The sequence below is a fragment of the Rhizobium sp. WYCCWR 11152 genome, from assembly GCF_013087615.1.
Lineage (GTDB): Bacteria > Pseudomonadota > Alphaproteobacteria > Rhizobiales > Rhizobiaceae > Rhizobium > Rhizobium indicum.
Genome location: NZ_JABFCP010000006.1, coordinates 713969 through 734339, shown reverse-complemented (window position 1 = coordinate 734339; position 20371 = coordinate 713969). Strand labels below are relative to the sequence as shown.

Annotated in this window: 15 protein-coding genes; 8 read left to right on the top strand and 7 right to left on the bottom strand. The window is 61.9% G+C overall.

Features of this window, described 5'->3' with window-relative positions:
• Positions 1–29 precede the first annotated feature (29 nt).
• The 3 genes from G9X67_RS09465 to G9X67_RS09455 form a co-directional block, all read right to left on the bottom strand.
• Positions 30–3218 (bottom strand): multidrug efflux RND transporter permease subunit, encoded by a 3189-nt coding sequence (locus G9X67_RS09465; RefSeq protein ID WP_138330171.1) that lies wholly within the window; start codon positions 3216–3218, stop codon positions 30–32.
• Entirely contained in the window at positions 3215–4390 is a 1176-nt protein-coding gene (locus G9X67_RS09460) for an efflux RND transporter periplasmic adaptor subunit (protein WP_138330172.1), read from the bottom strand. Before G9X67_RS09460 ends, G9X67_RS09465 begins: the two co-directional genes overlap by 4 nt.
• A gap of 263 nt (positions 4391–4653) precedes the next feature.
• Positions 4654–6198 (bottom strand): sodium:proton antiporter, encoded by a 1545-nt coding sequence (locus G9X67_RS09455; RefSeq protein WP_171598551.1) that lies wholly within the window; start codon positions 6196–6198, stop codon positions 4654–4656.
• A gap of 244 nt (positions 6199–6442) precedes the next feature.
• On the opposite strand from G9X67_RS09455, the gene G9X67_RS09450 reads away from it, so the two are divergent.
• The 3 genes from G9X67_RS09450 to G9X67_RS09440 are packed head-to-tail and all read left to right on the top strand — an operon-like array spanning position 6443 to position 9663.
• The gene (locus tag G9X67_RS09450; RefSeq protein WP_003562008.1) at positions 6443–6907 is read left to right on the top strand and encodes a MarR family transcriptional regulator; all 465 of its coding nucleotides are present in this window, start codon (positions 6443–6445) and stop codon (positions 6905–6907) included.
• Positions 6900–8129, top strand: coding sequence for an HlyD family secretion protein (locus G9X67_RS09445; protein WP_171598550.1), 1230 nt, complete (start codon positions 6900–6902; stop codon positions 8127–8129). Before G9X67_RS09450 ends, G9X67_RS09445 begins: the two co-directional genes overlap by 8 nt.
• Positions 8122–9663 carry a DHA2 family efflux MFS transporter permease subunit gene (locus G9X67_RS09440; RefSeq protein ID WP_138330175.1) on the top strand — a complete coding sequence of 514 codons (1542 nt, stop codon included), beginning with the start codon at positions 8122–8124 and terminating at the stop codon, positions 9661–9663. Before G9X67_RS09445 ends, G9X67_RS09440 begins: the two co-directional genes overlap by 8 nt.
• A 61-nt stretch (positions 9664–9724) precedes the next feature.
• On the opposite strand, the gene G9X67_RS09435 is transcribed toward G9X67_RS09440, so the two are convergent.
• The 3 genes from G9X67_RS09435 to G9X67_RS09425 are packed head-to-tail and all read right to left on the bottom strand — an operon-like array spanning position 9725 to position 11658.
• A complete protein-coding gene (locus G9X67_RS09435; protein WP_138330176.1) occupies positions 9725–10342 on the bottom strand; it encodes a DNA-3-methyladenine glycosylase in 618 nt (205 codons plus the stop codon).
• Positions 10343–10395: 53 nt separating this feature from the next.
• Positions 10396–10710: a hypothetical protein gene (locus tag G9X67_RS09430; protein WP_012758722.1), complete on the bottom strand. Its 315-nt coding sequence runs from the start codon at positions 10708–10710 to the stop codon at positions 10396–10398.
• Between the two features lie 39 nt (positions 10711–10749).
• Entirely contained in the window at positions 10750–11658 is a 909-nt protein-coding gene (locus G9X67_RS09425) for a LysR family transcriptional regulator (protein ID WP_171598549.1), read from the bottom strand.
• Positions 11659–11777: 119 nt separating this feature from the next.
• Between G9X67_RS09425 and G9X67_RS09420 the strand changes: the two genes are divergently transcribed.
• Both G9X67_RS09420 and G9X67_RS09415 read left to right on the top strand, forming a co-directional pair.
• Entirely contained in the window at positions 11778–12521 is a 744-nt protein-coding gene (locus G9X67_RS09420; protein ID WP_171598548.1) for an SDR family oxidoreductase, read from the top strand.
• Between the two features lie 87 nt (positions 12522–12608).
• Positions 12609–13511: an SDR family oxidoreductase gene (locus G9X67_RS09415; RefSeq protein ID WP_171598547.1), complete on the top strand. Its 903-nt coding sequence runs from the start codon at positions 12609–12611 to the stop codon at positions 13509–13511.
• A 266-nt stretch (positions 13512–13777) separates the two neighbouring features.
• On the opposite strand, the gene G9X67_RS09410 is transcribed toward G9X67_RS09415, so the two are convergent.
• A complete protein-coding gene (locus tag G9X67_RS09410; protein ID WP_138330180.1) occupies positions 13778–14689 on the bottom strand; it encodes a LysR family transcriptional regulator in 912 nt (303 codons plus the stop codon).
• A gap of 162 nt (positions 14690–14851) precedes the next feature.
• On the opposite strand from G9X67_RS09410, the gene G9X67_RS09405 reads away from it, so the two are divergent.
• The 3 genes from G9X67_RS09405 (at position 14852) to G9X67_RS09395 (ending at position 20221) form a co-directional block, all read left to right on the top strand.
• Entirely contained in the window at positions 14852–15664 is an 813-nt protein-coding gene (locus G9X67_RS09405; RefSeq protein ID WP_029872452.1) for an alpha/beta hydrolase, read from the top strand.
• A 46-nt stretch (positions 15665–15710) separates the two neighbouring features.
• Positions 15711–16901 (top strand): efflux RND transporter periplasmic adaptor subunit, encoded by a 1191-nt coding sequence (locus G9X67_RS09400; RefSeq protein WP_171598546.1) that lies wholly within the window; start codon positions 15711–15713, stop codon positions 16899–16901.
• A 119-nt stretch (positions 16902–17020) separates the two neighbouring features.
• Positions 17021–20221 (top strand): multidrug efflux RND transporter permease subunit, encoded by a 3201-nt coding sequence (locus G9X67_RS09395; protein ID WP_171598545.1) that lies wholly within the window; start codon positions 17021–17023, stop codon positions 20219–20221.
• The last annotated feature ends 150 nt before the right edge of the window (positions 20222–20371 follow it).

Sequence of the window (20371 nt, the reverse complement as noted above, 5' to 3'; positions counted from 1 at the left end):
TTCCGTTTCCTCAGCTGGGTGGGATCGTCTCAGACGACCCCTTCCTCGACCGGCTCTGTCCTAGCTGGTTCTACAGTGGCCGGCCGGTTACGGCGCCAGCCGCGCAGCACGACGTAGAAGACCGGCGTCAGGAACAGGCCGAAGATCGTCACACCGAGCATGCCCGAGAAGACGGCTGTGCCGAGCGACTGGCGCATTTCGGCGCCGGGGCCGGTGGCGATGGCAAGCGGCAGAACGCCGAAGATAAAGGCGAATGCCGTCATCAGGATCGGGCGCAGGCGAAGATGGCTGGCCTCGATAGCCGCCTCCACCGGCGACTTGCCCTCGTCTTCCGCTTGCCTAGCGAACTCGACGATCAGAATAGCGTTCTTGGCCGCAAGGCCGATCAGAACAATCAGGCCGATCTGCGTCAGGACATTGTTGTCCATTCCCCTCAGCGAGACCCCGATCAGCGCCGCGAGCACCGCAAGCGGGACAATGAGAATGATCGCCAGGGGGAGAACCCAGCTTTCATATTGCGCCGCCAGCGCCAGGAAGACGAAGACGACGGACAGGGCGAAGATGTAGATGGCGGTGTTGCCGGTGTGGGTTTCCTGATAGGCGAGTTCCGTCCATTCGAAGGTCGTCCCCTGCGGCAGGATCTTGGCTGCTAAGGCCTCCATCTTGGCGATGGCATCGCCCGTCGACGTGCCCGGCGTCGGATTGCCCTGAAGCGGCACCGAGACATACATGTTGTAGCGCTGGACAAGCGCCGGGCCACTGGCATCCTGGATGTCCATCAAGGTTCCAAGCGGAACCAGCGCGCCGGTCGCCGACCGGACCTTCAGGGCAAGGATGTCTTCCCGGTCCATGCGGTATTGCCGGTCGGCTTGGGCTCGAACCTGGTAGACGCGGCCGAACGCATTGAAATCGTTGACGTAGGAGACGCCGAGATTGATGGAAAGGGCGTTGAAGATATTGGGGATCGGCACATTCAGGAAACGTGCCTTGTCGCGGTCGATCGCCAGGAAATATTGCGGGCTTGCATCGGAGAATGTCGTAAAGACGCCGGTCAGCCCCTCGGTCGTTGCCGCCGCACCCATCATCTGCCGGGCGAGGCCGAGGACGCGCGTCATGTCGGCGTTTTCGAGATCGGAAATCTGCATCTTGAAGCCGCCGGAATTGCCGACGCCACGCACGGATGGCGGCGGGATGGCGATGATGAAGGCTTCCTGGATGCTTTGCAGCTTTCCGTAAAGCTCGCCGATGATCTTGTTGGCGTTCTCTCCGCCTTCTTCACGTTCGGCAAAGGATTTGAACGGGACGAAGACGACGCCGGCATTCGAGGCATTGGTGAATGTCGCCCCGCTGAAGCCGGCAAATTGAACGGCATTGCCGACGCCGGGCACGGTGCGGGCGATATCGCCCACCTGTTTGACGACGGCATCGGTACGCGCGAGCGAGGCGCCGTCAGGTAGCTGTATGACGATGATGGCGTAACCCTGGTCCATGGTCGGGATAAAGCCCGCGGGAACTTTCGTGCCCATATACCAGGTCGCTCCGAGCAGGCAGACGAAGGTGACCATCGCGGCTGTCAACCCTACCCAGCTGCTGACCAGATGCCGAACGGTCCATGAATAGCCGGAACTCAGCCGATCGAATCCATGATTGAAGCCGTCCGCAAGCCCTCTTCCCAGACGGGATGCGACATTCGTGCGCTTGGTTTCATGGTCATGGGTTTTCAGTAATATGCCTGCGAGCGCGGGCGACAGTGTGAGCGAATTCAATGCAGAAATTGCAGTGGTGACGGAGATCGTGACCGCGAACTGCCTGTAGAACTGGCCAGAGATGCCTGGAATGAAGGCTGTCGGCACGAACACGGCGATCAACACCAGCGAGATGGCGACGACGGCGGTTCCGACTTCGTCCATCGTGACATGGGACGCCTGCTTCGGCGTCATCCCGCGCGCCAGATTGCGCTCGACGTTTTCCACCACCACGATCGCGTCGTCGACGACGATACCGATCGCGAGGACGAGGCCGAACAGCGTGAGCATGTTGAGCGAGAAGCCGAAGGCGAGCAGGACGGCGAAGGTGCCGATCAGCGATACCGGGATGGCAATGATCGGAATGATCGCGGTTCGCCAGGATTGCAGGAAGACGAGAACGACGATTGCCACCAGGATGGCCGCTTCGGCGATGGTTCTATAGACCTCGTTGATGGAATCCGAGATGAATTCGGTCGTGTCGTAGACGATACGATATTCTAGGCCCGGCGGGAAATTCTGGGAGATGTCCTTCATGAGCGTCTGGACCTGATGCGCAGTGTCCAGGGCGTTGGTTCCCGGCCGGGCGAAGATGCCGAGAGCAACTGCGGGGTCATTGTTGAGATAACTGTTGGTGACGTAATCCTGTGCGCCGAGTTCGATACGGGCGACGTCCTGCAACTGGACGAGCCGGCCTGATGTCGTCGATTTCACGATGACATATCGGAACTCGCGCACGTCGGAGAAGCGGCCGTCCGTTCGCACCGTATATTCGAAAGCATTCTTGCCGGTGACGGGTGGGGCACCGATCTTGCCGCCCGACACCTGGACGTTCTGATCTCTCAACGCGGAGACGACGTCATCGGATGTCATCCCGTAAGCGGAGAGCTTTTCCGGATCCAGCCAGATTCGCATCGAATACTGGCGCTCGCCAAAGATCTGCACGTCGCCGACGCCGTCAAGTCGCACGAGAACGTCGCGGATGCGGTTGCGGGCGTAGTTCGAGACGTAAAGCTGGTCATAGCGGTGCGACGGCGACAGCAGGTGCACCACCATCATCAGATCCGGCGAGCTTTTGTCGGTGGTCACGCCAAGCCGCTGGACTTCCTCGGGAAGACGGGGAAGGGCGATGGAAACGCGGTTCTGGACGAGCACCTGGACCTTGTCGAGATCGGTGCCGAGCTTGAAGGTGATCGTCAGCGACATGGCGCCGTCGGCGCTGGAGTAAGAAGACATATAAAGCATGTCTTCGACGCCGTTGATCTGTTGTTCGAGCGGTGTCGAAACAGTATCGGCGATCGTCTGCGGGTCGGCGCCCGGATAAGAGGTGCGCACGACGATGGTCGGCGGCGCTATCTCCGGATACTGCGATACCGGCAATTGCGTGTAGGCAATGCTGCCGACGACGAGAAAAAGGATCGAGATGACGGCCGCAAAGATCGGCCGGTCCACGAAAAAATGAGCAAATCTCATTGTCCGCTCTCCGCGCCGGCAGTTTCCGGCGGAGCGTCCTGCCGCTCCTGCGGCAGTTCGGTCATCTGAGGCGTGATCTTTGCGCCCGGCCGGGCGCGCATCAGGCCGTTGACGATGATCGTCTCGGTGCCGTCAAGGCCCTCGCGTATGACGCGGTAGCCGTAGAGGCGCGGTCCGGGCCTTACGGGCTTGGTCGAAACCGTGCCGTCTTCGGCGACGACATAAACGACGCGCTCATTCTGGTCCGAGCCGATGGCCTCGTCGGGGACGAGAATGGCCTGGTAGGTGTTGGAGGCTTCGACCTGTATGCGACCGAACAGGCCGGGCTGAAGGACGAGATCAGGATTGGGGAAGCGGGCACGCAGACGAATGGTGCCACTCTCATTGTCGACCCGGTTCTCGGCGAAATCGAGCTTTCCCTTGAACGGTTTGGCACTGGGATCCGAGATCGTGACGGACACATCCAGTCCGCCACCGCCCTGCTGGAGATCCTTGCCCAGTTTGCGCGCCGTGTCGGCGAAATTCAGCAGCCGGCGCTCGTCGACGTCGAAATAGAAATCGATCGGATCGAGCGAAACGATCGTCGTCAGCACAGTCTGGTCGGTCTGCACAAGGTTGCCGGCCGAGATCAGCCGGCGGTCGATGCGGCCGCTGAGCGGCGCCTTGATCTCGGTATATTCCATGTCGAGAGAGGCGCGGTCGGCTGCGGCCTGTGCGCCGCGGACATTGGCCTCGGCCGAATCGAATTCGCGGCGGCGATCATCCAGCGTCTGCGCTGACTGGCTGCCGCTCGAAGTTAGCGATTGCGTGCGCTTATATTGCGCATCGGCAAAGACCAGGGCGGATTGCGCCGATTCGAGTGTGGCCTTTGCCTGATTGAGCGCGGTTACGAACGGCCGCTGATCGATGACGAAGAGCAGATCGCCCTGCTTGACCAATGCGCCGTCCTGGAAATGAATTTCCTGCAGGTAACCACCGACGCGCGATCGAACCGAGACCTCGTCGACCGGCTCGAAGCGGCCGATGAATTCGTCGCTGTCGACGACATCGCGAACGACCGGCTTGGCGACGGTGACGGGCGGGGGCGGCGGGGCGCTCTGGGCCAGCACGGGGAGGGGCATGAATGCGGCGATACAGCCAAGCACCACCATCTGTCGAAGCGCGTAAGTCATACCGGTCCCCCAATCTCGACGGTCGATTTCACTGCCGCCAAACCTAAGATGAAGTGATGCTGTACATGTCTTGCTGCTTTGACCGAGGGTCTCTGCCCCCGTGATTTCCCCGGCGTTCAATCCCTTGGAAAAGGAAGGCCGGCACGCAATGCACATCCGAAAAATCGTAACCCTATGGAATTGGACTATAAACGGCAGCGGCGAAAAATTGCAAATGCCAATTGGTAACGATTCCGGAATCCATCAAAACGTCACAGAGGGTATCAGCTCTCGACGATTTCGTCTTTGCCGGGCGGCAGGGCGGCGAGTTCGGCCCAGTCGAGCTCCTGTTCCAGCATGTGAAAAACATCGTCGTCGATCTCGTCGGCGCGCCGCATCGCCGCCAGTCTGCGGCGTTTGGCGACGATGACGTTGCGGCGCTGCTTGTCGAGCCTGCTGACCTCGCGCGGGTGTTTCCCATCAGCGGTGATTTCGCGCTCGGAGGTGTAGACGTCGCGCAGGATGCGGGTGGATTTGTCCTCGCCGCCGGCGAGTTCGGCAAGGGCCGCATCGATCAACGTGACGCGGGCCTTGGCGAGGTCGCGATCCAGGGAGGTGTCCGGGTCGAATTTCAGGAAACGGATCAGCGGCCCGAGCGTCAGCCCCTGGACGATGAGCGTGCCGAGAACGACGGCCAGCGCGCTGAGCAGGATGATATCGCGATCGGGGAAGTCGATCGGCAGAGCGAGCGCGGTCGCCAGCGTGACGAGGCCGCGCATGCCGCACCAGCCGGCAAGCAGGCTGGTCGCGAAAGTCGGAACGGCTTGTGTCGTGCGTCCGCGCGCGGCGAGAAAGTTGATGACGCGGTTATAGATGAGCACCCAGGCCAGGCGGACGACGATGACGGTGACGAAGACCATGGCGGCGAAGGTGATCGCGAAATTCAGGCGGCCGGGATCGAGGTCGAGGACAATCTGACGGGCCTGCAGACCCATCAGCAGGAAAGCGAGCACGTTGAGCAGAAAGACCGCGGCTTCCCAGACCGAATAGGAATGAATGCGGTGGCGGGCCGTCTGCCGCTCGGGCATGTAGCGGGCGATCACCATCGCATAGACGACGATGGCCAGAATTGCCGAAAGGTGCAGCCGCTCGGCGATGATCCAGGTGCCGAAGGTGGCGACGAATTCGAGCAGGGTGCCGCCGAGCGTGCCGGCAAGCCTCAGGCCGACGACCATATAGAGACGGCCCATGAGATAGCCGAGGATGAGGCCGCCAGGCACGGCGAGCGCCAACTCCGCCAGGGCGCCGGCGAAGAAGGCGGGACTTGCGGCGGCTGCCACCGCAGCGCTGAAGATCAGCAGCGCGACTGCGTCGTTCAGGAGGCTTTCACCCTTCAGGATCACATAGGTCTGGCGCGGCAGGGTGAAGCGGTCGAGCATGGCGGTCGCGGCGGCCGCATCCGGCGGGGCGACGATGGCGCCGAGTGCGACAGCTGCGGCAAGCGGCAGGCCGGCCATAGTCACGCTGACGGTGGCGACGGCTGCGGCCGTTAGGATCACGGCGATGGCGGCGAGCGAGAACAGCGGCAGCCAGTTGCGTCTCAATGTCCTCGGCGGCAGATCATAGGCGGCGTCGAAAAGTACGGGCGCAATCAGCAGCGCTAGCGCAAGCTCGGGATCGATCGCGACCTCGGGCGCCCAGGGCACGGCCGCGACGATGACGCCGGCGATCGCCAGCATTGTCGGATAGGGAATCCGGAATTTCCTGGAGAATTGCAGAAAGACGATCGCCACCAGCAGCAGCGTCAGCATGCTTTCGAAGAACGCCATCGAGCTCCCCAATGCGCGCCTCCGGCGGAGGCTGTTCCTGCCACAGAATTAGGGCGGAGCTGGGCTGCGGCTACCGTCTGGTGCTTGTAAACGGCGAAAGGAGAAACTGCAGGATATGCTTGACCCGGTCTGCGGCATTTTAGCCGCCATTGCTGAATCTGCCGTCCATGCCCTTGTGCAGTGCACATGCTCAATATATCTACCGATATTATAAGGATGCTTATAAATAACGGTCACAGGTTTCATGAACGCCACTCCGACCCTCGGTTTCCTTCTCCACGACGTTGCACGGCTGCTGCGCAAGCGGTTCGAGCAGCGCGCGAAGTGCCTTGGGCTGACACGGTCGCAATGGCAGACGCTTGCCTATCTCTCGAACAATGAAGGCATCCATCAGGGCGGCCTTGCCGAAATCCTGGAAGTCGAGCCGATCACGCTGGTGCGCATTCTCGACAAGCTCGCCGAACGCGGGCTGATCGAGCGCCGCCAGCACCCGACCGACCGGCGCATCTGGCTGCTCTATATGCGCGACGAGGCGCACCCGTTGCTCGCCGAAATGCGCGAGCTCGGCGACACCACCCGCGCAGAAGCGTTGCAAGGCGTTTCGCCAGAGCAGCGCGAGCTGCTTTTCCACATCCTATCCGTAATGAAGACGAACCTGGTTCAGGCATGCCGGAGCCCGGTTGACGAGAACGAGACGAACGATGGCTGATCAATCCTCCCTCCGCGTCGTTGCCGACGCCAATGCCAAGACCGAGACTCCTGTCGAAGACAACGAAGCGAAACAGCAGGAAACGGTAGCCGAAGCGCCTTCATCCAATTCAGCGCCGGCTGCCGCCGTGGCTGCGCCTGGCGGCAACAAGGTCCGCCGCCGGCGCAGTCTCACGCGGCCGATCCTGTTTGCCCTGCTGCCGGTGGCGCTCGTCGTCGGCGGTTATTATTACGTCAATGGCGGCCAGGTGATGTCGACCGACAACGCCTATATCCAGGCCGACATGGTCGGACTTACCACCGACGTCTCGGGCATCGTCGACCAGATCAACGTACATGAGAACGAGGCCGTCAAGGCGGGGCAGGTGCTCTTCAGCCTGCGGTCGGATTCTTTCAAGATCGCGCTTGATGGCGCCAAGGCGCAGCTCGGCGCGCAGCGCAACCAGATCATGAATCTCAAGGCCAGCTATCAGCAGTCGCTTGCCGAGATCACGCAGGCGCAAGCCGATCTGCCCTATTATCAGGATCAGTTTGACCGGCAGCAAAACCTCGTCAACAACGGTAGCGCGACGCAATCCGCCTATGACGAAGCCAAGCACAATCTGGAAGCCGCGCAGCAGAAGGTGACCGTCGCCAAGGCGGAAGCCGCAACGACGCTCGCCCAGCTTGGCGGCAATGCCGACCAGCCGGTGGAGGAAAACCCGCTCTATCTGCAGGCCAAGTCGCAGGTCGATAATGCCCAGCGCGAACTCGACCACAGCGTCGTCAAGGCACCGTTCGACGGCATCGTCACCAATGTCAACGCGCTGCAGGTCGGCTCCTACCTGCAGGCTTCGCAACAGGCCTTCTCGCTTGTTGCCACCGACCATCTGTGGATCGCCGCCAGCCCGAAGGAAACCGAGCTTACCTATGTCAAGCCCGGTCAGACGGCCGATATCTATGTCGACACCTATCCCGGCGTGACATGGAAGGGCAAGATCGAGAGCATCAGCCCGGCCTCCGGCTCCAGCTTCTCGCTGCTGCCGGCGCAAAATACTACGGGCAACTGGGTGAAGGTCGTCCAGCGTATTCCGATGCGCGTCAGCATCGAGGACACCGACGGCAAGCCGCCGCTACGTGTCGGCATGAGCACGGTGGTCGATGTCGAGACCGGTCATGCCCGCGGCCTGCCTGATTTCGTCAACAAGCTTCTGGGCCGGCCTCAGGGCAAGGATCATGAGTAACGCTGCTGCTTCTCCGGCGACGCCGATTGCCAATCGCGGCGCGATCACGGCCTGCGTCATTCTCGCCGTCATCATGCAGGCGCTGGACACGACGATCGCCAACGTGGCGCTGCCCTATATCCAAGGCAGCGTGTCGGCCTCTGCCGACCAGATCAACTGGGTGCTGACCTCCTATATCGTCGCGGCGGCCATCATGACGCCGCCGTCGGGCTTTCTCGCCGCCAAGTTCGGGCGCAAACGCGTGCTGCTCGTCGCCATTGCCGGCTTCGTGGCGGCCTCCGTTCTCTGCGGCCTGGCGCAATCGCTGAACCAGATCGTCGCGTTTCGCCTGCTGCAGGGCCTGTTTGGGGCATCGCTGGTGCCGCTTTCCCAGGGCATCCTCCTCGACATCTACACGGTCGAGGAGCGCGGCTCGGCGATGGCCCTTTTCGGCGTCTCGGTCATGGTCGGGCCGGTGCTTGGGCCCGTCATCGGCGGCTGGTTGACCGACAATATCAGCTGGCGCTGGGTGTTTTATATCAATGTGCCGATCGGCGCGCTGGCCTTCATGGGCATTGTCGTCTACGTCACCGAGACCAAGAGGGATCTGCTCGCCAAACTGGACTGGTTCGGCTTCGGGATGATGAGCCTCGGCATCGCCGCGCTGCAGCTCTTCCTCGACCGCGGCGAGCAGCTCGACTGGTTCTCTTCCGGTGAGATCATGCTCGAGGCGTTGATCTGCGCCTCAGCCTTCTATCTGCTGATCGTGCATACGCTGACGGCGGAGAAATCCTTCGTGAACCCGAAGCTGTTCCTCGATCAAAATTTCTCGATCAGCATGATCTTCATCTTCGTGGTCGGCATTACCTATCTCGCCTCACTGGCACTGATGACGCCCTATCTGCAGACGCTGATGGGCTATCCCGTCATCACCGCCGGCATCGTCATGGGGCCGCGCGGGCTCGGCACCATGCTCTGCATGTTCATCGTCGGGCGGCTGGTCGGCAAGGTCGATACGCGCGCGTTGCTGGCGCTCGGCTTGGGGCTCACCGCATGGGCGATGTACGACATGACCGGCTGGACACCCGACGTCTCGCAATGGACGATCGTCTCGGTCGGCTTCATCCAGGGCGCCGGCCTCGGCTTTCTGTTCGTGCCGCTGACGACGATCGCTTTTTCCACGCTGCCCGCCCATATGCGCGGCGACGGCACCGGTCTCTACAATTTGTCGCGAAACATCGGCTCGGCGGTCGGCATCTCGATCGTCTCGGCGCTGATCGTCGAAAACACGCAGAGCAATCATGAATCGATCGCCGCCTATGTGACGCCGTTTAACCACGCCTTCAATGCGGTGGCTGCGCAGGGGCTCAGCCCGGTGACGGCGGCCGGCCGTGCTTCGCTCAACGAGATCATCACGCTGCAAGCGACGATCATCGCCTATATGGACGATTTCAAGCTGCTGATGCTGATGTCGCTTGCGGTCATTCCGCTGGTTCTGCTGTTGCGCAAGCCGAAGGCAGCACCCGCCGTCGACCACAGCGCCGTCATGGAATGAACTCCAGGCGTTGCCGCAATTCCGGACGGAAAAACCGCTTCGCACTTTTCCTGGAATTGCTTTAGCGAAACGGCTTGCTGAGATATCGAGATCCCTGAATGCCGAAGCGCCATGGTGCTTCGGCATTTTTCGTGATGCCGATGCGTTTTCCCGAGACGATCGGCACCGGGGCCGACGGCGCGATCGCATAGGGCGGGCGATCGAGCAGCCTGTCATTGATCTCGATGTCGATGCCGAGCGCCTGGCAGAGCTTGCCGGGGCCGCTGCAGAGCGACGTCAGCATATCGGTGCCGCGCCGCTCCATCATTAGAGGGATTCCCGTTTCCGGCTCCAGGGCGCGGATGAGTGCAGCCGAGCCAGGATGGCAGACGAAATTCAGGCACCAGTACATGCCGTAGATGCGGTAGATATAGACATTGCCCGGCTTGCCATACATGGCGCCGTTGCGCTTGGTCGGGCCGCGGAAGCTGTGCGAGGCCTCGTCATCGGGGAAATAGGCTTCGGTCTCGGTGATGCGCCCGCCGACGCCGTCCACGGTCAGATGGCAGCCGAGCAGGTCGCGGGAGACGGCGATCGCATCGCGCTCGAAAAATTCCCTGAGGCTTTCGCCGGTGAGCGTGCCGGCGCCGATCGCGCCTGATATCGTTCCACCATCGGTCATATCAGACGCAGATAACATTCAGCGCGCTCGCCGTCATCCCGAAACCGCTTCATGTTTTTCGGCCAGAGACATCAGCGGCCCGCATTCGGATCGCGCATCGGGATCGAGGATGATGTGACCGAGACCGGGTCGCTCGCCGGGAAGGAATCTTCCAGGCCCTCTTCCAGCTCTTCTTCGAGCAAAGCAGGATCCTTGCTGCGCGCGCCGTCGCCATGGGCAGGTTCGATTGCTGCGGCAAGCAGGGCCTTGGCCCGCAAGACGGCATTTTCCGACGTTAGCTCAGGCGTGCTGCGCAGCGTCACGGCAATGCTGTCTTCGCCTTCGCCGCCGAATTCGACGACGAAGCCGTCTTCCGTCTGGTAGACGGTGATATCGTTGAGTGCCATGGCCGTTCTCCGAGGGCGCTCATATTAGCAAGGCGCAATTTAGTGAAGCGCGTTTTCGGAATTTTGTCGAGCGAAGACCTTTACCAGCCAGTCGATGAAGACGCGCACGCGCGGCGAAAGCTGGCGGTTGCGGGGGTAAAGCAAGGAAACCGGTGTCGGGGTCAGCGGAAAGTCCTGCAGTATCTGGACCAGCGTTCCCGCGGCAAGATCTCCTTCGGCGTGATAGCGTGGGATCTGGATCATGCCGAGGCCCATCCTCGCCGCTGAGATATAGCTTTCGGCGGCGTTGACCGCGATGGTGGCGGGAATGGTGATGTTACGCACCGTGCCGTCGACGGTGAATTCGAGCGGCAGCGGGCTGCCGGTGCCGCTGGAGTGGAAGCCGACCATGCGATGGCCGGCAAGCCGATCGGGATGCTGCGGCAGGCCGTTGCGGGCAATGTAGGCAGGAGAGGCGAGTGTCACCTCATCGAGCATGGCGACGCGCCGGGCGACCATGTCGCTGTCTTGCGGCGTGCCGACGCGCAACACGCAATCGATGCCCTCACGCACCAGATCGATCAGCCGATCGCCCTCACTCATGTAGAATTCGATCTCCGGATAGGTCTCCAGGAAGGACGGCAGGCTCGGCAGTACGAAATGGCGGGCGAGCGTGCCGTGCACGTCGACACGCAGCATGCCCTTCGGCTTGGCGCCGGCAAAGGCTCCTTCGGCTTCCTCGATATCGGTAAGGATCGACAGGCAGCGTTGGTAATAGGCTTCGCCATCAAGCGTCGGACTGACATGGCGCGTCGTGCGCTGGAGCAGGCGCACGCCGAGGCGGGCTTCCAGCCCCTTGACCGCATCGGTGACAGTCGAGCGTGGCAGACCGGTGTCATCGGCGGCAAGCGTGAAGCTGCGGCGTTCCACGATACGGCAAAACACGCGCATGGCGTCAAATCTGTCCATCTGTTTGTTCGTTATTCTCGGATAGTGATGCCGAAGAATGCCAGATTATCCGCAAAAGGAAAAGGCGCATCTTCTCCTCATCGAAAACGCGCTGCGGCGCAGAATGAAGGAGAAGGACAATGGCTTCCCACGAAAACAGCAAGGTCGCACTGGTGACCGGCGCTTCCCGCGGCATCGGCGCAGCAGTCGCCGAGCGCCTCGCCAAGGACGGTTTCACCGTCGTCATCAATTACTCCGGCAATGCCGCTCCGGCCGAGGAACTGGCAAAGAAGATCGAGCAGGCCGGCGGCAAGGCGCTGACGGCGAAGGCCGATGTCAGCGATGCGGAAGCCGTCCGCCGCATGTTCGATGCCGCGGAAACCGCTTTCGGCGGCGTCGACGTGCTCGTCAACAATTCCGGCATCATGATGCTCTCTTCGCTTGCCGAGGCCGATGACGCCAATTTCGATCGCCAGATCAGTGTCAACCTCAAGGGCACCTTCAATACGCTGCGCGAGGCAGCCAGGCGTCTGCGCGACGGCGGCCGGGTCGTCAACTTCTCGACATCCGTCGTCGGCCTGAAGCTCGAAACCTACGGCGTCTATGCCGCTACCAAGGCTGCGGTGGAAACGCTGACGGCGATCATGGCCAAGGAGATGCGTGGCCGCAACATCACCGTCAACGCCGTCGCGCCCGGTCCTGTCGCCACCGAGCTTTTCCTTAACGGCAAGTCGGACGAACTCATCGCCCGCACGGCGAAAATGAACCCGCTGGAACGCCTCGGCACACCGGAAGACATCGCTTCTGCGGTTGCCTTCCTCGCCGGCCCGGACGGCGGCTGGATCAACGGACAGACGCTGCGCGCCAATGGCGGCGTGATCTGACGAAAGACCGGCGGCGGTCTCCAGGCTGCCGCCAACTCAAAGTTTCCACTTCAAGCAATCCCAATCGAACCCAGAAGGAATAGGATCATGAGCAAGCAAGTCATCGTCATAACAGGCGCTTCCAGTGGTTTCGGCGCGCTTACCGCCCGCGCTCTCGCTAAGGCCAGCCACACCGTCTATGCCGGCATGCGCGCCACGGAAAGCCGCAACGCTCCCGCCGTCGCCGATGCGGCTGAATTCGCCAAGGAGAACAATGTCGATCTGCGCTCGGTCGAACTCGATGTCGCCTCCGACGCGTCGGTTGTATCAGGTATCGCCAGGATCATCGCCGATGCGGGTCGCCTTGATGTCATCATCCACAATGCCGGCCATATGTCCTTCGGCCCAGCCGAAGCCTTCACGCCGGAACAGTTCGCCGAACTCTTCGACATCAACGTGCTCTCCACCCAGCGCGTCAACCGCGCGGCACTCCCCTATCTGCGCAAGCAGGGCAAGGGCCTGGTGGTCTGGGTATCGTCGTCGAGCAGCCGCGGCGGCACGCCTCCCTACCTCTCGCCCTATTTCGCCGCCAAGGCGGCGATGGATTCACTTGCCGTCTCCTATGCCGGCGAGCTTACCCGCTGGGGCATCGAGACCTCGATCATCGTGCCCGGCGCCTTCACCAAGGGCACCAACCATTTCGCCCATTCCGGCTCGCCCGCCGATACGGCCCGCGCCGCCGAATACAATGAAGGGCCCTACAAGGGCGTGCCGGAACAGGCGCTGCAGGGCCTGGCAGCGCTCGAACCTGCCGACGCCGATGCCGGCGCGGTTGCCGTCGCCATCGTCGATGTCGTTGGTAAGCCGTTTGGCACCCGGCCGTTCCGCGTCCATATCGATCCGTCCGAGGACGGCGCGGAGATCGTCAACGGCGTCGCCGATCGTGTTCGGGCGGAATTGTTCCGCCGCATCGGTCTCGAGGACCTACTGAAGCCGGCGGCCGGGAATTGAAACCCGGTCCGCCACCGCGCGGGGGAACAAGGAGCCAGCCATCATCGCAATTATGTGAACGTGATTGCGGAATTTTTCCTTACAATCCTGTGGGGAGTGCGTATATCTGCTTTATCGCGAGAGAGTGGAATTCCCTGCCGTTCTCTTTGCGAACCTCCAGAGTCTGCCGCGCCCTTGCTACGGTGCGACAGGCTTGATGTTCAAAGTTGCAGATTGCGGCCCGTCGAAGGTTTCCCCTGCCTTCCGGGCCGTATTTGTTTTGGCGCTCAACCGTCGTTCAGTTTTGCCTCGACCAGAAGTTTCACCAGCCAGTCGACGAAGACGCGGACCTTGTTGCTGAGGTGGCGGTTCGGCGGATAGACGACATAGAGCGGCAGCGGATCGCGGCGCCAGTCCGGCAGCACGCGGACGAGTTCGCCCCTTGCCATCGGCTCGCGCGCCATGAAGATCGGCACCTGCGCGATGCCGAGGCCGGTCAGCGCCGCCGTCAGATAGGTGCGGCTATCGTTGACCGAGGCGATGTAACGCGGGCTGGTCTCGATCACCTCGTTGTGCCGGCGGAATTCGAACGGCAGCGTCCGGTTGTTTTGGGCGCGGAAATAGTTGACGGTGTAATGATCCGCCTCCAGATCCTCGGGCCGCTCGGGCATGCCGAATTTCTGGATGTAGCCCGGAGAAGCGCAGGTGATCATCTCGACTTCGGAGACGCGCCGCGCAATCAGCGACTGGTCGGCCGGCGTGCCGGCGCGCAGCGCGCAATCGACGTTTTCTGCAAGATAATCGACCGTGCGGTCGCCGACACCGAGGTCGATACGGATATCGGGATAACGCTGATAGAAATCGCAAAGTGCCGGAACGACAATCCAATCGGCGAAAGCGCCGGCCATCTCGACACGCAGCCGTCCGCTCGGCAAGCTCTGCGAATTGGAGAGGCTGCCATCGAGTTCTTCCAGTTCCGAAATGATCTGGGCGGCGCGTTCGTAATAAAGCGCACCGTCCGTGGTCACCATGACCCGGCGCGTGGTCCGATTCAAAAGCTTGGTGCGCAGATGCGCTTCCAGGCCCTGGATGAGATTGGTCACCGTCGCCTTGGGCATGGCGAGCATGTCGGCGGCGCGGGTGAAATTGCCCGTCTCCACGACACGAATGAAGACGCGCATTGCCGAGAGCTGATCCATCGGTTTCAAATCCGCAGTTTGCGTTGCACCATTGTTCGAGATCTGGAACAGTGTTATCGCGTTATAGCTTCTTATTCCCTGGTTGGAATAACAATATCTTTTTTGTAGAAAATGCAAGCGGCGGACGTTGTCTGCTTGTGGCCGACAAAAGAGACCGGAAGCATGACGGTGGAATGGAAAGATATGATGCTGGATAAGGTGGCCATCGGCCCCGTTTCCGCACGCATCTACCAGGGCGCCGATTACGGCAAGGGTCCGCCGATCGTGCTTTACCTGCATGGCGGCGCGTTTCTGGATAGCGACAAACACGTCGACCGGCCGGTGGCGATGAGCCTCGCCAAGGCCGGCGCCATCGTCGTTGCCGCCGATTACAGCAGCCTTTCCGGCAACCTGTTTCCAAAGGCGCTGGAAGTCTCCTTCTCCGTTTTCACCTATCTCGCCAACAAACGCGCCGGTCTCGGCGACCGCAAGTCGCTGCTCTTCGTCGCCGGCGAGGAGGCGGGCGGCAATGTCGCCGCCGGCGTGGCGCTGAAGGCGCGCGACCAGATGCCGGACGCGCTCGACGGCCAGGTTCTGATTTCGCCGCTGCTCGATCCCTTCATGGGCACTTCCTCGATCCGCAAGGCTGAAGCCATCGGCATGCGCCAGCGCTGGACGGAAGGTTGGAGCCACTATCTGAGCGGCGGCGGTTGCCATCCTTATGCGGCGCCTTGCCTCTGTTCGCGTATTTCAGGCGTCGCGCCGGCGCTGATATTCACCGCGGAGGATGATCCTCTGCACGACGAAACGATTGGTTACGGTGTCCGCCTGAAACAGGCCGGCGTCGGTGTGCGCCAGCATGTCCTTCCCGCCGGGACGGGCTGGCCCTCGATTTATGGTGGGAAATCCGACGGAGCGCCCGACTGGCAGGAAAACGTCAGCCGCCATTTTGGAAGCTTTCTTCGGGAGGTAAGCGTCCAACCGCAATTGCATTGAAGAAGACCTGATATTTCGGCGGCTTAGAGCCGCAAGGAGAGTACTAATGACGTCCAGAAGTAAGCGCTGGGCCCTGATGGGCGCCGGCATAGGGCTTGTTGCGTCCATTTCCGGCGCTGCATTGTTTTTCGAATTGCCGATGAGCACGACCGCTACAGCTGCTTCCGCCCCCGCGGAGACTCCCGCTGTGCCGGTGACGGTTGCCGTCGTCGCGGCGCGCGACGTGACGGCCTGGGAAAGTTTCTCCGGCCGTCTCGAAGCGGTCGACCGGGTGCAGGTGCGTTCCCGTGTCGCCGGCGCCATCCTTTCGGTGGCCTTCCGCGAAGGGGCGCTGGTCAAGCAGGGCGACCTGCTCTTCACCATCGACCCGGCTCCCTACCAGGCGAGCGTGGCGCAGGCGCAAGGCCAGGTCGCTTCGGCCGAGGCCAAGGTCAGCCTAGCGCAGACCGAACTCGATCGCGGCCGCAGGCTTTCCGACAACCGCACCATCTCCCAGAGCGATCTCGATCAGCGCCAGAGTTCGCTGGCTGAGGCTCAGGCGGGGCTGCGTTCGGCGCAAGCTGCCCTGCAGTCTGCGCAGCTCGATCTCGATTACACTCAAGTGCGGGCTCCGGTTTCCGGCCGCATCGGCAAGATCGAGGTGACTGCCGGTAACCTCGTCGCGGCCGGTTCGACCTCGCCGGCGCTGACGACGCTCGTTTCGGTCGATCCGATCTATGCGAGCTTCAATGCCAGCGAAGAGATGGTGACGCGGGCGCTCGCCCAGCTTCCGCAGACGGACAGCGCCCTGCCTCCCGTCGAGCAGATCCCGGTCGAAGTCGGCACGCTGACCGACAGCGGCACGCCGATCAAGGGCAAGCTGCAACTGATCGACAACGAGGTCGATGCATCAAGCGGCACGATCGGCGTTCGCGCCGTCTTCGATAATCCGGGCGGGCGTCTCATCCCCGGCCAGTTCGTGCGGGTGCGCATGGGCCAGCCGAAGGCCGAGAACAAGATCGTCATCAGTGACCGCGCCGTCGGCACCGACCAGGACAAGAAGTTCGTCTTCGTCGTCGATGGCGAGAACAAGGTCGCCTATCGGCAGGTCCAGCTCGGCACAGTGGCTGACGGTCAGCGGGTGGTCGAAGGCGGCCTGAACGTCGGCGAGAAGATCGTCGTCAACGGTCTGCAGCGCATCCGTCCAGGCGCAGTCGTCGCGCCTCAGATGGAAGAGAAGGTCGCGACCGCGCAGTAAAGACTTTCGCCTTCCCCTGAGGGGGAGGGCCAATACTCGAAATGATACGACCCGCCGGCGGCTCCCAAACCGCCGGAGAGGGACTTTGCATCCATGTTCACCCCGGAGAGGGCTTTGATATGAACATCTCCAGATTCTTTGTCGACCGCCCGGTCTTTGCCGGCGTTCTTTCGGTCCTCATCCTGGTTGCCGGCCTGATCGGCCTGCGCGCGCTGCCGATTTCCGAATATCCAGAGGTCGTACCGCCGTCGATCGTCGTGCGCGCTACCTATCCCGGCGCCAACCCAAGCGTCATCGCCGAAACGGTGGCGACGCCGCTCGAAGAGCAGATCAACGGTGTCGAAGGCATGCTCTATATGGCCAGCCAGGCGACATCGGACGGCGTGCTCAACGTCACCGTTACCTTCAAGCTCGGCACCGACCCCGACAAGGCGCAGCAGCTCGTGCAGAACCGCGTTTCACAGGCCGAACCGCGCCTGCCGGCGGAAGTCCGTTCGCTCGGCATCACGACAGTCAAGAGCTCACCCAACTTCATCATGGTCGTCAACCTCGTCTCCGACGGGAACAATCACGACATCACCTATCTTCGCAATTACGCGACCCTCAACGTCAAGGATCGGCTCGCCCGCATCGCAGGCGTCGGTCAGGTGCAGGTTTTCGGCGCCGGCGACTATTCCATGCGTGTCTGGATCGACCCGCAGAAGGCCGCCGAGCACAATCTTGCCGCCAGCGACATCAGCAGCGCGATCAGTTCCCAGAACATCCAGGCCGCCGCCGGTATCATCGGCGCATCGCCGAGCCAGCCCGGTGTGGACCTGCAGCTCAACGTCAATGCCCAGGGCCGCCTGCGCACGCCCGAGGAATTCGGCAACATCATCGTCAAGACGGGCGCCAATGGCGAGATCACCCGCCTTCGCGATGTCGCCCGCATCGAGCTCGGTGCTGCGGACTACACGCTGCGTTCGCTGCTCGACGGTAAGCCGGCCGTCGCCGTCGCCGTTCTTCAGGCGCCGGGTTCGAACGCGATCGAGATCGCGGACAATGTGAACGCGACCATGGATCAGTTGCAGCTCGCCATGCCTGAGGGCGTCAAATACGAGATCGTCTACGATACGACGAAATTCGTGCGGGCCTCGATCGAGAAGGTCATCGACACGCTGCTCGAAGCCATCGCGCTCGTCGTCCTCGTCGTCATCCTGTTCCTGCAGACGTGGCGCGCCTCGATCATCCCGCTGATCGCCGTTCCTGTCTCGATCATCGGCACTTTCGCGGTCATGTATGTCTTCGGCTTCTCGATCAACGCGCTCAGTCTGTTCGGACTGGTGCTTGCGATCGGTATCGTCGTCGACGACGCGATCGTGGTGGTCGAAAACGTCGAGCGCAATATCGAGGAAGGCCTGTCGCCGCGGGCTGCCACCTACAAGGCGATGAGGGAAGTCTCCGGTCCGATCGTCGCGATCGCGCTGGTGCTCGTCGCGGTGTTCGTGCCGCTTGCTTTCATCTCCGGTCTGTCGGGTCAGTTCTACCGCCAGTTCGCGCTGACGATCGCGATTTCGACCGTCATCTCGGCCTTCAACTCGCTCACGCTGTCTCCGGCGCTGGCAGCCCTTCTCCTGAAGAGCCATGATCAGCCGAAGGACTGGCTGACGCTGTTCATGGACGCTATCTTCGGCTGGTTCTTCCGCGGCTTCAATCGTGTCTTCGGAGCGGGCTCGAATGCCTACGGCAAGGGCGTTGGCGGGCTGTTGTCGCGCAAGAGCATCGTCATGGTGATCTACCTGGCGCTGGTCGGTGCGACCTACAGCCTGTTCAGCACGGTCCCCGGCGGCTTCGTGCCGTCGCAGGACAAGCAGTATCTGATCGGCTTCGCCCAGTTGCCGGATGCCGCAAGCCTGGACCGCACGGAAGACGTCATCAAGCGCATGACCGACATCGCGCTGGCGCAGCCGGGCGTTGCCAATGCGATTGCCTTTCCGGGCCTGTCGATCAACGGCTTCACCAACTCCTCGAATGCCGGCATCGTCTTCGTGACGCTGAAGGACTTCGAAGAGCGCAAGACGCCTGATCTCTCGGGCGGTGCAATCGCCATGGCGCTGAACCAGAAGTTCGGCGTCATCCAGGATGCCTTCATCGCCATGTTCCCGCCGCCGCCGGTCAATGGTCTCGGCACGACGGGCGGTTTCAAGCTGCAGATCGAGGATCGTGCCGGCCTCGGCAACCAGGCGCTCGACGAGGCGACCAAGGCCGTGCTTGCAAAAGCCTACCAGGCGCCTGAGCTCGCCGGGCTGTTCTCCAGCTTCCAGATCAACGTGCCGCAGCTCTATGCCGATCTCGACCGTGCCAAGGCCGAGCAGCTCGGGGTTTCCGTCACCGACGTCTTCCAGACGCTGCAGATCTATCTCGGTTCGCTCTACGTGAACGACTTCAACGCCTTCGGCCGCACCTACAGCGTCCGTGTGCAGGCCGATGCGAAATTCCGCGCCCAGCCGGAAGATATCGGCCAGTTGAAGGTCCGGTCGGCATCGGGTGAGATGATCCCGCTTTCTGCCCTCTTGAAGGTGGAACCGAGCACCGGTCCGGAACGCGCGAACCGCTACAACGGCTTCCTTGCCGCCGATATCAACGGCGGTCCGGCACCGGGCTTCTCGTCGGGTCAGGCGCAGGCGGCAATCGAGAAGATCCTTCACGAGACCCTGCCTGCGGGCATCGACTTCGAATGGACGGATCTGACCTATCAGCAGATCCTGGCCGGCAATTCGAGCATCGTCGTCTTCCCCCTGGCACTGTTGCTCGTCTTCCTGGTGCTGGCCGCCCAGTATGAAAGCCTGACGCTGCCGCTTGCGATCATCATGATCGTGCCGATGGGCGTGCTGGCCGCGCTGACCGGCGTCTGGCTCACCGGTGGAGACAACAACATCTTCACCCAGATCGGTCTTGTGGTGCTTGTCGGTCTATCGGCGAAGAACGCGATCCTTATCGTGGAATTCGCCCGCGAACTGGAGTTCGAGGGAAGAACGCCGCGGGAGGCCGCGATCGAGGCCAGCCGCCTTCGCCTTCGCCCGATCCTCATGACCTCCCTCGCCTTCATCATGGGCGTCGTGCCGCTCGTCGTCTCCACAGGCGCCGGCGCGGAAATGCGTGCGGCCATGGGTGTCGCGGTCTTCTCGGGCATGATCGGCGTGACCTTCTTCGGCATCTTCATGACGCCGGTGTTCTATGTGCTGCTGCGGCGGCTGACGGGCAACCGTCCGCTCATCCAGCACAAGCCGGACGAACACAAGGAAGAAGAGGCGGAGGTCATCCGGCTCGCGGCGGAATAAACGGAATTCAACCTTCCTTTGTCGAGTAAATCGGGCGGGAACTTCGGTTCTCGCCCGTATCGTTTTCAGGGTGTTCCACAAAAATGCGTTACGTCGGTCAAAACGGTTTGCAACGATGGGCGGGGGGACTATCAAAGACGGACAAGAGTT